14 protein-coding genes and 1 pseudogene are annotated in these 14,184 nt (G+C 34.4%); 5 read left to right on the top strand and 10 right to left on the bottom strand.

Annotated elements, in window-relative coordinates:
- Positions 1 to 65: 65 nt before the first annotated feature.
- The 10 genes and pseudogenes from CDG60_RS16645 to CDG60_RS16600 form a co-directional block, all read right to left on the bottom strand.
- Positions 66 to 800 carry a DUF2971 domain-containing protein gene (locus tag CDG60_RS16645; protein WP_087512146.1) on the bottom strand — a complete coding sequence of 245 codons (735 nt, stop codon included), beginning with the start codon at positions 798 to 800 and terminating at the stop codon, positions 66 to 68.
- A 72-nt stretch (positions 801 to 872) separates the two neighbouring features.
- Positions 873 to 1,606 (bottom strand): annotated as a pseudogene (tfpZ, locus tag CDG60_RS16640) (TfpX/TfpZ family type IV pilin accessory protein).
- 38 nt (positions 1,607 to 1,644) lie between these two features.
- The gene (locus CDG60_RS16635; protein ID WP_005249766.1) at positions 1,645 to 2,079 is read right to left on the bottom strand and encodes a pilin; all 435 of its coding nucleotides are present in this window, start codon (positions 2,077 to 2,079) and stop codon (positions 1,645 to 1,647) included.
- Positions 2,080 to 2,216: 137 nt separating this feature from the next.
- The gene (locus tag CDG60_RS16630) at positions 2,217 to 3,422 is read right to left on the bottom strand and encodes a serine hydrolase domain-containing protein (protein ID WP_087512147.1); all 1,206 of its coding nucleotides are present in this window, start codon (positions 3,420 to 3,422) and stop codon (positions 2,217 to 2,219) included.
- 2 nt (positions 3,423 to 3,424) lie between these two features.
- The gene (locus CDG60_RS16625; RefSeq protein ID WP_227542899.1) at positions 3,425 to 4,915 is read right to left on the bottom strand and encodes a spermine/spermidine synthase domain-containing protein; all 1,491 of its coding nucleotides are present in this window, start codon (positions 4,913 to 4,915) and stop codon (positions 3,425 to 3,427) included.
- On the bottom strand, positions 4,905 to 5,522 hold the full coding sequence (locus CDG60_RS16620) for a fused MFS/spermidine synthase (protein WP_087512149.1): 618 nt from the start codon (positions 5,520 to 5,522) through the stop codon (positions 4,905 to 4,907). The genes CDG60_RS16625 and CDG60_RS16620 overlap by 11 nt, the downstream gene beginning before the upstream one ends.
- Complete coding sequence (locus CDG60_RS16615) at positions 5,519 to 7,174, bottom strand: phosphoethanolamine transferase family protein (protein ID WP_087512150.1); 1,656 nt, start codon at positions 7,172 to 7,174, stop codon at positions 5,519 to 5,521. The genes CDG60_RS16620 and CDG60_RS16615 overlap by 4 nt, the downstream gene beginning before the upstream one ends.
- A gap of 64 nt (positions 7,175 to 7,238) precedes the next feature.
- The gene (locus CDG60_RS16610; protein ID WP_087512151.1) at positions 7,239 to 7,724 is read right to left on the bottom strand and encodes a pilin; all 486 of its coding nucleotides are present in this window, start codon (positions 7,722 to 7,724) and stop codon (positions 7,239 to 7,241) included.
- 352 nt (positions 7,725 to 8,076) lie between these two features.
- The gene (locus CDG60_RS16605; RefSeq protein ID WP_087512152.1) at positions 8,077 to 8,331 is read right to left on the bottom strand and encodes a type II toxin-antitoxin system Phd/YefM family antitoxin; all 255 of its coding nucleotides are present in this window, start codon (positions 8,329 to 8,331) and stop codon (positions 8,077 to 8,079) included.
- 9 nt (positions 8,332 to 8,340) lie between these two features.
- A complete protein-coding gene (locus CDG60_RS16600; RefSeq protein WP_227542898.1) occupies positions 8,341 to 8,574 on the bottom strand; it encodes a type II toxin -antitoxin system TacA 1-like antitoxin in 234 nt (77 codons plus the stop codon).
- Between the two features lie 328 nt (positions 8,575 to 8,902).
- On the opposite strand from CDG60_RS16600, the gene CDG60_RS16595 reads away from it, so the two are divergent.
- The 5 genes from CDG60_RS16595 to CDG60_RS16575 all read left to right on the top strand — a co-directional run bounded on the left by CDG60_RS16595 (position 8,903) and on the right by CDG60_RS16575 (position 14,169).
- Positions 8,903 to 9,376 (top strand): pilin, encoded by a 474-nt coding sequence (locus CDG60_RS16595; RefSeq protein WP_087512153.1) that lies wholly within the window; start codon positions 8,903 to 8,905, stop codon positions 9,374 to 9,376.
- Between the two features lie 58 nt (positions 9,377 to 9,434).
- A complete protein-coding gene (locus CDG60_RS16590) occupies positions 9,435 to 11,060 on the top strand; it encodes a PglL family O-oligosaccharyltransferase (RefSeq protein WP_087512154.1) in 1,626 nt (541 codons plus the stop codon).
- 135 nt (positions 11,061 to 11,195) lie between these two features.
- Positions 11,196 to 11,684, top strand: coding sequence for a pilin (locus CDG60_RS16585; RefSeq protein WP_087512155.1), 489 nt, complete (start codon positions 11,196 to 11,198; stop codon positions 11,682 to 11,684).
- 13 nt (positions 11,685 to 11,697) lie between these two features.
- The gene (tfpZ, locus tag CDG60_RS16580; protein WP_087512204.1) at positions 11,698 to 12,432 is read left to right on the top strand and encodes a TfpX/TfpZ family type IV pilin accessory protein; all 735 of its coding nucleotides are present in this window, start codon (positions 11,698 to 11,700) and stop codon (positions 12,430 to 12,432) included.
- 90 nt (positions 12,433 to 12,522) lie between these two features.
- Positions 12,523 to 14,169, top strand: coding sequence for a PglL family O-oligosaccharyltransferase (locus CDG60_RS16575; protein ID WP_087512156.1), 1,647 nt, complete (start codon positions 12,523 to 12,525; stop codon positions 14,167 to 14,169).
- The last annotated feature ends 15 nt before the right edge of the window (positions 14,170 to 14,184 follow it).

Here is a 14,184-nt window from a genome sequence, read left to right as displayed (position 1 = left end):
TCTTTCACCCAGTCGTTGGGGTAGGGTACTTAAGTCTGGCTATTAAAGCGTATGATTCACACAAATTAATGCAAGTTAAAGCTAAAACCATTTGGTAGATCATATAAATTGGATTTTTCTGTTTTTATATTACAGCTTAAATTTTGTATTGCAGCAGTACATGCTTTTCGTAGGCTTTCGTCTATTCTTGGGTCAAACATAATACTGTCAAAAAGTGTATTAGGTTCAATTGAAAAATTAAATATATTGTTTGGACATTTTCCATCAGAACCTGAATAAATTAAGCGGATTTCTTGCTCATGCTCAAATTCTTTGCGCTTATATAGTAGTGATTGGGCTATACCTGTACCATCAGTAGCGGTTAAGTTAATTTCTTGTAGGAATTCTTTAAGATGATTTTCGTTGGCAGCGTAGATAACTTTTCCAATAAAACAATAAAGTTCAGAATGCTCATGTATGTTAGTTTGTAATGCAGCTAATAGTTTTCTAGGTGTGGTTTGTAGTCGCACGCCATTTTTATGCGGTGAGTAAATGCGCCACATGGCATCTGATTCAGCATGTTGAGTCCAGCATTGACCATAAACAGAATCATGTGCCTCAAAGACTGCTGTTTCGTTAGATGCTGTTTTAAATTCACTTTTTAAGAGTACATTTTCAAAAGGGTCATCCCAAAGATGTGGTTTAACTAGGGTTAGCTGTTTTTTGTCCAAAACTTGAAAAAAACGTTCAAGTGAAAAAATTCGATAAATTGGCTGATCTAAGTCTACTTCTGTTAGTCCAATATAATTGCTGGAATTCATTGTTTAATTTCTCCAAGTGTATTATTAAATTATTTTTTCGTTTATGAAATTGTGCTTAATGCAAACGTTTGATTAACTCCATGGTCTTAAATCTACTATTTTGATGATAGTTGCAGATTCTTTATTAACTAAAACCACCATATCTACTGCATTGGCTTTTAAAGGTAACCAAGCATTTGCATTTGGATATTTTGCTAAAATTTTTTCAACTTCAGTTTTTGAATTGTACTGTTCCAACTCTACAAGCGGCAATGCACGTTGTTGGATTTGGTTTTTAGCTTGAGTGAACTCTACATAGCGTTCTGGGCGCTGTGCAATGGAAATACCACCTAAGACTTCTGCAAACATTTCATCATTGCGTTGTTGCGTATCTTTGGCAAATTCAGTGGCGACATATTGTGGTTTAAACCATGAAGGCTTTTGGAATTGTGGCTGTGCTTGCTGAATATTACTATCAACCAATTCATTTTTTCTAACCAATTCAAAACGATCTACATTATAAACCAACCATGCAGGACGACCTTGTTCAATGCTAAATATGCCATAACATAAAGCTGCGATTTGAATTAAAATAATCACACTCAAGTCAAATTTAAGTGTTTTTTACCTTCTTTATAAACGATAAAGCCAAGCACAGGTCCAATAATGACATCGATAGCCAGTAGCATCAAAAAGATATGCGTCACCCCGACAGCAGTGGCTAGTGGGGATGGATACCAAATAAAAAAGACCATTACTATTGCAACTAGTGCAAGAAAAATAGATATAGAAATATGATTAAGAAAAAATTTTATACGCTTTGGCATTTTTATGACCGATTAGAATTTATATAATTATACAAAAATTAAATGCAAACAGTAGGCTTAAACTTATTATCAATACCTACAGAAGTTGTACAAGACCATGTTCCGCTTGCGCTTCTATTTAAATATAGAGATTCATTCTTTAATATAGCAGCGACATGGTTTAATTTACATACCAGTGCTTGTGCTGCATCTCCCGTAGCATTTGGCGGATTCACAGCATAAATACATAGATTGGATTGCAACCCTGCAAAAAACATATTTGGCACAGTATAGTCCGCACTCCCAGAAGCAGAACCATTACTTACGATAAGCTCATATTGTGTCTTGGCACCCTCCAACTCTGCCAATGCGACAGTAAGCTGACTTTTTGCTACATAGTTTTGATACATAGGAATAGCAATTGCAGCGAGAACTCCAATAATCGCCACAACTATCATCAACTCAATCAAAGTAAAACCTTTTTCTTTATGCATCGCTCTTCCCTCTATTTATTTTTAAGAAAGCAAAAAGCGTGCCAATAAAAAATATATTAAAATCAAAATATTGAGAAAATGAGTATTACTAAGAAAGCATATAAAGTGACAAATTTGGCAAAATAATTACCAAAATGTCACTGTAAAATATGATAAAAATATTTTTCTAAAAAATTTTGATCGTAATTTTCACTATACAATGTTGCGCCATTACTTACCCATATTACGACTTCATTTTTGCTAGTCACCATAGCAAGAGAAGTCGTTGCAGGTAAGCCACCATTTCTAAAATACATTTTTGGATGATTTTTATCTTTTTGATAGTGCCACATCGCATAGCCATTACAGCTTTTAAACTCATTCAAATGACAATTTGCTAAATTATCAGGAGCAATATCCAAAATATTTGGATAAGGCTGCGCAAGCATTGGATATATGGTTTGGGCTAAGGCTTTGGCACTACCTGTCAATCCTGCTGAAGAAGCAATCGCATGGAAGTCAAAAGAGTTATCATCACTTTCCATCCAAAAATCATTATTTCTAAAGTCATAACGCACTTCATCTGGATAATAAGTACCATGACTAAATTTCATATTGTGTTGTTTTAGTGGATAATGTTGCTGTATATATTCTTGATATGGCTGTCCCGTTATTTGCTCTATAACCACACCTAGTAAGCAAGTATTGCGATTATCATAAGTATATTTTGTATTTGGCTCATGGTCGAGCTTAATCGTGCTTATAGCATCCAACTGAGTTGGACACCATGGTTTTTTATTATTAGCAAAAACTATATCTTCACTTTTTAGGCGGTCAAAGCCTGAACGCTGTTGTAACAAGTCTGCAATCGTTATCTGCTGTATACGTGGGTCTTTCATTGGCTTATTTTGTAATTGTGGTAAATAACGAATCAGCGGGTCATTGAGTTGAATTTTATTGTGTGCTATTAAATGCAATATAGCGTGGTTAGTGACTATTTTAGTCATGCTGGCATAGCGAAAACGTGTATCTGCGGTGATTTTCTCAGAAAATACTGCGGTTTTTTGCCAACCACTTTGACAGGTGTACAGTTTTTGCTGCTTATCCACATAAGCAATTTGATTGGTCAAATTTTTTTGATTTTTTATAATATATTTTAAACTATCTTGCATCCAAGTAGGTGTATCCTCTTGATCGCAATCAATACTCCATATCGCAAATTGTGCCTGCACTGGATAAACCAAACGCCAGAAGCCGACTCGATCTATTAAATAAAAGTGAGTTGTGGTAACTACTCCCATTATTAAAAATATAATAAATAAAATATCTTTAAATTTAATCTTAGAGAATAGTTTTCCTCCCATATTTACAACCCTTTTCCATATTTAAATTCTACAATCATGTTATCATCAGTAATGACTTCAGGTTTGCGACCCAAACTAGAAAAATCAATCTCCTTATAGGATAATAATGGATTTTTCATTATTTCATTTGTCGCAAGGATACATTCTTGCCCCAAAAAAACATTTTTCTTCGTCAGGTAATCTCTCAAATTACATAAGTTTTTTTGGACACTATCAAAATCTAATGTTTGTTTTTCATGCGAAGCCAATACCATAAATCTATGCTTATATACATACGGAAATATACTTTTTGCCGTATAATAAGCATCTAAGGATTCTGTTGTATTATAATAAACTACGCCTGTATCATTTAAAGAATGACTTACAAAATTCAAAAAATCCTTGCTTAATAAATTACTCGCATACGCACGCCAGTGCCATGTTGTATTCATTAATACAATATCAAATTTTTTATCTTGATTTTTTTGTATCCATTTTCTACCATCATCAAAAATAAACTCTATACGATTATCTCTCAGTAAATCAGAAACAATTGGATGCTGTTTAATTAAATCAATATACGCTGGATTAATTTCAATCACTGTAATTTTCTTTACATTTGGCATTGTACTGAGTACTTTTACCCACGAACCAGTACTTAACCCTATTACGAGAATATTTTCTGCATTTGGATGTATTGCTGTAAGTAAATAGGCACGCTCAATTCCATTGGTATTTTTAAAAATATCGGTATTGAACTTACCATCATATACATTTGCCCCAAATACAACCTCATCGTCATAAACTTGAATAAAGCCATATTTATTTTCAAAAATTTGGCTAGGATATTTTCCTTCATCCCAACGCCCTTTTGATAATTCAAGGATAATTCTCTCAGATAAGCCAACTAAAACTAAGACACCTACCCCCAATACAACAACAACTTTTTTTACTACACCTGCATTCAAACACAGAAAACCTATAACTAATGTTAAAAAACAAATCAAAAAATAAGTCTGTTGGGTATTAAAATAATCTAAGATAATAAAACCAATCAAAATAGGAGCTAATGCACTTCCAAATACATTTGAGAAATAAACATTTGATATTTGTGCTCCTGTCTTAGCTTGTTCTGTACCTACATGGTGGATTAATGGAAATATAATTCCTCTAATGCCTGCACAAACAAAAACACATAAACCCAAAAATAAAATAGATGTTCCCAATACATTTAGATACCAATAGACCAATCCTATTAATATCAAATCGACAACAGCAATAAGAATAAAAATATGACCTAGTGTATTAATTGAAACAACATTCTTGCTACAAATAGATTTACCAATTTGTGCGCCAACAGCAATCCCAAGTAAAAAAAGTGCCAAAGTATAAGAAAATGTTTGTGGCACAGACATTCCAGCAAAAGAAATCAGGCGCATCCAAATAATTTCTTGTGCTAGACTCAAAAAACCACTAAAAAATGAAATTAAATAAATCAGATAATTATTTTTCATATTTTTTTCTACCATATAAACTGAAAACTAAAACTGAAATAGTTACATTGAGTATTGCAGCTAAATAGATTGCTTCTGAAAGTGTCATGTAGTTAAACAATATAAACCCTGTTGCCAAAGAGCCGAAAGCAGCACCCAATGTATTATAAAAATATAACATCCCAATAGATTTCCCAATATTTTCAATAAAATGATTAAAAAAACTAGTCAATAAAGGCAAAGTCATGCCCATTAAAAAAGTTGGAAAAATTAATAAGATAAATGTTACCACTGCCAACAATCCTAAATTGGCATGAATAAATAAATTTTGTACGGTATGAATTAAAAATGAACTAAAAAAACCAAACATTCCTATTCCTAACTCGACCAAACAAAAAATAATAATAATATTTGAGTTAAATTTATCTGCAATACGACCACCAAAAAAAGCACCGATCCCCAAACCTGCCATAAATACAGAGACAATCACTGTAATTGAGGTTAAATCAATACCAAAACCTGTAAATAGTAAGCGTTGCCAACAAATCTGATAAATCAAGGCACTAAACCCTGAAATAAAAAATATGGCAGCTAAACTTGAGAGCATCGTTTGCTGTGTTTGATTCATTTTATTTCCTTACACATACCTTCATATTTTGCCGTATCATAATTTTTACCTCCAAGAACCACTCTAGGATAATTCTGAAAGCGTTGTAATATACTTCTATCCTTACCATATTCTGGAATTGCTATATTCGCAGCATCTACCAATGTTGGAAATATTGCTGTCTGATTCAATTTTCGATCTTTATTTTCATTTAAGATCTTTACTTTATCAACATAATTTTTTAGAAACTGGTCTGAATACCATGCAAAACTGGCAATCTCAAAATTATATTTTGTTTCCAAACCATGACCACTTTTATCACAGCCATTATCAAATAAATCTTCACCATGATCTGATGTGTACAATAAAAAAGATGCTGTATTTTTCTGTCGCTTTAGGATTTCAATAAACTCATTTAAAACATAATCTGTAAATACAAGTGAATTATCATAGCTATTTGTCAATTCAGCTTTATATTTTTTATCTTGTAAACTATATTTTGCTAAACTATTTAATGATGGTGTAAAAACATTAAACTCTTCTGGATAGCGATGCATATAGTTATAATGACTCCCTAACGTATGAATCACAATAAATTGTTTTTGCTCATTAGACTGAACAATTTTATCCAGAACTGGAATCAATACATCATCTTTTTCTCCTGCATCGGTATAATTTGCCTTATTCAAGAAAATAATTTGATCTGCTTCCTTAGCATATACTGAGGTACTGGTATCAAATGAACCAAACCGCTGCTGTGTAGATAACCAATAAGTTTTAAAACCAGCTTCTTTAAATGCCGAAATGACTGACTTTTCTGCAAAAGTAAATTTATAAACGTGTTCTGCTGGTTTTCGAGTCAGTATCATCGGAATAGAACTACGTGTTGCACTAGAAATGGATAACATATCTGAAAAATTCACTAAATTATTTTGCTGGCTTAATTTTGGATTAGTTGGTCTAGCATAGCCATTTAATTGCCAGTTTTTTCTACGGCTGGTTTCACCAATCACTAAAATATAAAGTTGTTTTTGCTTTGTCTTGATATGTTGCTGAGCAAAAAATTTAAAATTCTTATTTTGCTCAAAAGCACTATTAATTTTTCTTTGTTCTTTCATTAGGTCATAGACAGAAATAAAAAAACCTAAAGGATATGTTCTTTTAACCTCTTGAACAAAGAAATTCTTTTCATCGACTAGGAAATTATCTTGCTGACTCTCAAACGTTTGATCTATCTGGTTTGCAACTTCCGCATTAATCGTATATGAAAACACTACATATATACTTCCAGCAATAAGAAACCACCAACGACTACGGTGTCTCCAGAAGAGAGGCTTTTTATAATGTCGATGTACACTATACGCACACCATATACACCATAAAATAAAGATAAAAATATATAAATAAATTTTATAACCAATAAAATGCCATGCTTCTTGAAAATCTGTTTCTAAAACAACACTAAGTACCTGTTCGTTAATAGAAACATGATAAATTGAAATATAATAAATATATAAAGGAATTAATATAAGTATAGGAAGCGTGATAAATAAATATTTTGTGGTTTTAGTGATTGATAAAATATAAATTAAAAAAAATACGCTTAAAAAGAAAAAATAAAAATTCCAATCTTTAAATAAAAAATATAAATCTGGTATGAGGAAAGCAAACATAAATATCTTTTTCTATAAAAACACCTCCCAAATTGAGAGGTGTTTTAATTAGTATATAAGACTACTAATTAGGTGAACCAGAAGCTGACGCAGCAGTAGAAGCTGTACAGCCTGCTGGACGATATTTTTGTTCTACAGTTGTAGAACAAACCCAAGCACCTGTAGCACCATTACGAGTCCAAGTCAAATTACGTTTACCCGCAACTTGTAATGCTTGAGCTGCACTACCACCAAACTGAGCGACAATTGTAGAATCTGCCTCTCCTGCACCAAAATTAACGGTCAATCCAGTTTGCGGCGTCATTGCACCAATAAGATTACTATTTGTCCAACCAAGCTCACAAGCTGGAGTTGTTGTATCTGTTTTACCATCTAATAAACAAGTTTCAACTGCAGTTTTTAATGCACCAGTTTCAGACATTACACGGCTAACTTGAGATTTAGCAATGTAGTTTTGGTATTGCGGAATCGCAATCGCAGCCAAAATACCGATAATTGCAACAACGATCATGAGTTCAATGAGCGTGAAGCCCTGTTGATTTGATTTCATAACATTCTCCACAAATGTTTTGTTAATTTAATTATAAGCTTTGTAAGCTATTTTAATATTAGCATTAAACATGCCAACTTTTATTATAGACAATTTACACAGAAAAACAGCACCTTACACAAAAAAAATTTAAGACTTTTAATTCGACTGTATATTTTTGTTAAAAAGTGACAAATTTTGTCAGATTGAATTTTATACTTTGGACAAATATTGCCATTATGTGATTCGTATCACATATATTCGGTTATTCTTTTTAGGTGTTGTGATGTCGTTCTTTATGTTGAAGTCTATCGCGTGAAATTTTCTGGGTATAGTCGGGCGCTATTTCTACCATCGTCTGTGCATCTCAATCTCACTCTTTACTAAGTTTATGACACGTTGTTTCAGTTGCTTCAATTTGCGCGATTGAGTCGCGTAACCGTTTTGCATTGGCAGGACTTTTGAGTAGGTACGCTGTTTCTTTAAAGGCATTACAATCATCTAGACTTATTATCACCACGGCTTGTTTATCTTCTCTATTAATAAGTACAGGTGCATGATCGTCTATAACGTAATCGAGTATATCCGCTAAATTGTCTTGCAGCTCAGCACATGTAATGACTTTCATTTCTGCTCCTTAAAAATTTTCTTTATCTAAAAGCTGCGTAGCCTGTTTTAATCGGGTAGGGATCTTATTTTGAGTTTTACATACTTCAACAAATTGCTCGAACTGAGCATGACTTAACTGAATATGAGAGTGTTCTTGTAAAACTTGTGGTGCATGATTTTTGAATAAAATAAAAAAACTCGGTGAGTGTAGCGTAACCCAGAGTAGCGGCAGTTCGTTCTGCCAATTGCTTTGTTTCAGCATCTAGATGTATTTCTATAAACTCGTTGTTGGTCATCAGTCATCTGCTTTTGAGCATAAAATTTTTATATTTTGTATGACGCATAACAAACATAAAATTTTAAGGTCGGTAAGATACAAAAGTTTCTTTTGGTGATTGCTCATTTTTAATTAGGCGGACTAAAACACGTTTTTAACACTTTACGCATTTTTTGAGGATATGGACAAACGTGAAAAATTTGTCGTTATAAAAGCATGTCTATATGGACAAAATATAAAATTGAGTAAATGAATAGAATTCAACAGTTTGGAGCGTGTCCATATAAAGTGACTTATGGAATGAATTAAATTAATGATCGTTGTTGCGATCATTGGTATTCTTGCTGCTGTTGCACTTCCTGCATATCAGGACTATACAGCTCGTGCAAAAGTATCTGAAGTTGTACTTGCAGCTTCTACATGCCGTACAGCAATTTCTGAAGCATCACAGACAGGTTTTGCTGCTACACCAACAGCTGCTGACAGTTTTGGTTGTGGTGAAGGTGGTAGTAGTACAAGTCCGCTTTCACAATATGTCGAAAAGATTTCTACAGCTGTAGATGGTACGATCACTGTTACTGCAAGACAGATCAGCCAGCTTGGTACTAATGTAAATGTTGATTTTGTTCCTTTCACTGTACCAACTGTTCCTGCAAATGGTACTACTGGTAAGGCTGTAGCGGCAGATTTTAACAGAGCAAGTTTGAATGTGATTAAAGCATGGCAATGTAAATCAGGTGCAACTACAGGTATCGAAGCAAAATATTTACCAGCATCTTGCCGTTAATTTTTAGATTCTAAAAAAGGAGCATGTATTGCTCCTTTTTTTTATATCTGGTTGAAATATGAACTATATTTATACTTTAGCAGCGTTATTTTTTTTGCTGGCTTTTTTACTTCCGAACCACTATTTACCGTGGCTCAGTGTTCATCAGGACTTCAGTATATTTTTTGCATCATTTTTAATGATGTTAGGTATGATAAATCTCAAAGAAATTAAAATTCCTCACATCGCTGTTTTTATATTTTTTATTTCATTAGTACCATTGATTTATTACTTGTGCGGTATTTCATACTATTTAAGTGAAGCCATAATGTACTTTTTGTATTTATTGGTTTTTTCAGTATTAATAATTACTGGTTTTAATCTTAATAACAACCCCAAAAAAGAAAATGTAATTTCAGGGTTTTTAATCATTATTATTTTTGCCAGTATTGTTTCTGTATATATTCAGTTGAGGCAATGGCTACTGCTCAGTGGCAGTATATGGATAGTAGATCTACGTCCAGGCGGTCGACCTTTTGCAAATATGGCGCAACCCAATCAGCTTTGCACTTTATTGCTGATGGGGCTGATGAGCTTATTATATCTTTATGAAAATAAAAAAATTAATAGATTGATTGTTGTTTTGTTGTCTTCATATCTTTTGATGGGTGTAGTTCTTACTCAGTCAAGAACAGCCTGGGTATTTGCACTATGTTTTATTGTATGGTGGTTCATAAAAATACATAGGGTGAAAATGCGCTCAAGTACATGGCATATATTTTATTTTTATATCGTATTTATAGTGTTATGGGTAGGATTACCTATACTGAGTGATCTGATAGGTGTTAATACTTTGTCCACACTGGAAGAACGTTCTTTTTCAGGTATGCAGCGGTTGGAAATGTGGAAACAGATTACACATATTTTAATGAACTCACCGTGGTATGGTTATGGTTATGGTTGGGGGCAATTAAACCCAGCTCAATTACTTAATAATACTGATTATATCGAATATCCGGTTTTGGGTTATAGTCATAATCTGTTTCTTGACTTACTGATATGGAATGGACTGATTCCAGGTTCTTTTTTTATTTTTTTAATCTTATATTTTTTTGTTAAACTGTCATTAGCTGTTAATAAGAATAATTTTCTGTTGCTTTCATTGCTTGGTCCGATAGCAGTGCATAGTATGTTTGAGTATCCTTTTGCTTATGCATATTTTTTATTTCCTTTTGGTTTTGTTTTAGGGGTATTGTATGCTCAGTATTATAGTGAGAAAAATATCCAGATAAATAAAAATATATATTATGGAGCTGTTTTTATATTTTTATCAGGCTTGATAGTTTTTTTATTTGATTATAAAAAACTTTCTGATGAATATCAGCTTATGCGTTATGAAAATGTTCAGCTTGAATCGTTGAAAGAAAATAGAATAGAGCTAAACAGCATCTTTTTGAACCATATAAGTGAATATATGTGGTTTACACGATATCCGATTTCCTCAACAGTTTCAGATTCTGATCTGGAAAGGATGAGAATGCTTGTTTATAGATTCCCAGATAGACCAGTATTATATAAATATATTGAGATATTAGTGATGAATCAGAAGGAGGGTGAAGCAAAAAAAATATTAAAAATTTATAATGCATTCTATCAGGAGAATATTACCATATCGTATATTCAGTCTCTGAAAAGAGGCAAATAGTGACAAATAATGTCTTTCTATGTTGATTATAGTTTTTATAAATATTTTTTTAATATAAAATGTTGATTTTTATTATTTTTATTGTTGGCGTGTTTTTTGCATTAGCTGCTTAAGGGTGGCTAATGGTATTAAAAAATGTTGACTGATAATAAAGGGTTTACTTTAATTGAGCTGATGATTGTTGTTGCAATTATAGGAATACTAAGTGCAATAGCTTTACCGGCATATAATGATTATGTCATTCGTACGAAAGTTTCAGAAGTGGTTATGGCGACGTCAGTATGCAGGACTGCAATAAGTGAAGCTTCACAGTCAGGTTTTAGGGTCGCACCAGTTAATGGTACTGAATTTAGTTGTGGTGAGCTGAATGGGGCATCAAATAAGGTTGCAATTATTACAAGTAATCAGAATGGGGTCATTCAGATTCAGGCACAGAATATTCCCGAACTGGGTATGAAAGTTAACCTGGAGTTGATTCCATATAGTGATGCTGAGATGACAACGCCTTCTGTCGCAGCAGATTTTGTGACATCCTCAACAAAGGAAGTCAGGGCCTGGAGGTGTATTGCAAAGCAGGATGGAACAGGTATTGAAGCCAAATATTTACCAATTAACTGTCGATAAACCAGTAAGTGAAATGAAAAATAATCGTAAACGTTTTTTTATATGCCATTTAGGGATTTCCTCAATAGTTGCATTTTTAGTTGTGTGTCTTGTTTTTGGGGTGTGGTATCCATATCCATTATATAAGGCAGTCGGAGTTACCCATATTTTTCTGATGTTAATTATAATTGATGTCATTATAGGGCCATTACTAGGTTTTTTTGTCTATAAAGAAGGTAAAAAAACCTTAAAGATGGATTTGAGTATTATTATACTTATTCAGATTTGTGCATTAAGCTTTGGTGTATACAGTATAGTTCAGGGACGTCCTGCATGGACTGTATTCAGTGTGGATCGTTTTGAGGTTGTGAAGAATAACGAGATCATTGAGCAAGAGGATGCGAATATTTTACCTCAGTTTCAGAGATTACCATGGCTTGGACCGCAGTATGCAGCCTTGCAATTTTCAAATGATACTGAAACAAGAAATAAAGATATGTTTAATGAGGTTTTTTCAGGAATTTCATTGGCACAGTATCCTGAGCGATATGTAGATATATCAAAAGTAACAGATCAAATGCTTAAACGAAGTCATAAAATTGATGAATTAAATCAGTTTAACCCACCTTCATCAGTAAAAAAAATACTTGCTGATAACCCAACAGCGTATGCTTATCTGCCAATGAAAGCCAGTGCTGTTGATATGACTGTATTGATAGATGAAAAAGGCACAGTGATCAAAATCGTAGATTTACGTCCATGGAATTAACTCCCTGTCCGTATTGAGTCAATAAAAAACACCTGAATCATCAGGTGTTTTTTATTATCATATATCAACTGAATCTGCATTTTCTCCAATATGAAATTCCTTTTATTGCTACTCGCCAGTGTCTGTATATCACTGGCATGGCTGCTCCCTGTGCACTACCGGCCATGGGTGACTTATACCGGAGAGCTGTATGCTTTCCTGGCTGTATTTGCTTTGGCTGCCGTTTATCTTAAAGACAGGATCAGCATTCCTCGAATCTCTACTCCGTTGCTGTTGATCTCGTTGATACCTCTGATTCAGTGGGGAGTGGGGCAGATCTTCTTTTTTGATAAGGCTTTGCTCAGCTTCCTGTTCGTCTTTGCTTTCTGGCTCTGTACTGTTCTGGGTTATAACCTGACTCTGAGTAAAACAGATAGAGAGCAGATATTTTCAGGACTTTGTGGAGTATTCATTCTTTGTGGAACACTGACGGGTCTGATTGCAATCAGTCAATGGCTGACAATAGATGCTTATATCCCGGGTATGGTTGACATGAAAAATGCAGTCCGTCCTTATGCAAATTTCGCTCAGCCAAACAACATGGCCAGTTTTCTGGTTATGTCGCTGCTGGCGGGGCTGTATCTGTATGAAAAGCAAAAGCTGGAGACCTGGATGATTGCAGCCTGCACACTGATTATGCTGTTTGCTGTTGCTTTAAGTCAGTCCAGGACCTCATGGGTTGCCTGTATCTGTGTGCTTATTTATGCCGCATGGCAGCAGTACAAAGGCTATATTACTTTAAAGTGGTATTACAGTCTGAGCTGGTTGGCGTTGTTTATTGTATTCACTCTGAGTATTCCTGTACTGACTCAGGCCATTGCTCAGTTTTCGGATGTAAATATTGCCCAGACCAAAGGGGTGGTGGCACGTGCAGCAGTAGATATGTCACGGCTGGCAATATGGGATCAGATGTTGCATGCCATCCAGAATAAACCCTGGTTTGGCTATGGATGGCATCAGACCAGTGTAGCTTACATGCAGATCAGTGACTCATTTCCAGGACCGCTGTGGATACGCAGTGCGCATAATATTGTGATTGATCTGCTGCTGTGGAATGGTCTGCTGCTGGGTGTACCAATACTGCTGTATTTTATCTGGTGGGGTATTCAGCTCAGCAGACAGGTCAATTCAGTGGAATCCGTGATTGGTTTGCTGATGATCGGTGCACTGATGGTACATGGTCTGCTTGAATTTCCGCTGATGTATGCTTACTTCCTGCTGCCGATGGGTTTTATTCTCGGTATTGTGCAGTCGCAGAATACTGAGTGCAGCCAGTTTTCTTTGTCTCCACGGTTTATGCAGATAACATTTGTTATCGGGTTGATTTTACTTGTCTTGATTTACAGGGATTATAAAACACTGGTACCGAAGCTGAACCAGTCCATCCGTTATGATGGGCAGCCTGCAAAACTGACCAATCAGGACGAGATTTATATACTTCAGGAATTTGACCGACGTATTGACTGGATCAGGATGAACCCATATACCCAGGTTTCCCGTGAACAGCTGGATGAACTGAAAGGGATGGTGGAAAATTATCCAACGAAATATGACGTCATTAAATATGCAAAACTGCTTGCTTATAATGGCTATCCAGAAGAAGCAAAGCATCAGTTATGGCTGTTAAAGCAGATGAAAAAAGTAGATGTAAAATATGAACAGCTGCTGCCGGCATCTTCTGTGAAACAGGCAGACTGATTTTTTGTAAATCTC

It is taken from the genome of Acinetobacter chinensis (assembly GCF_002165375.2).
Lineage (GTDB): Bacteria > Pseudomonadota > Gammaproteobacteria > Pseudomonadales > Moraxellaceae > Acinetobacter > Acinetobacter chinensis.
Note: the sequence above shows the minus strand (reverse complement) of the source record. Positions and strands in the feature narration are given on the sequence as shown.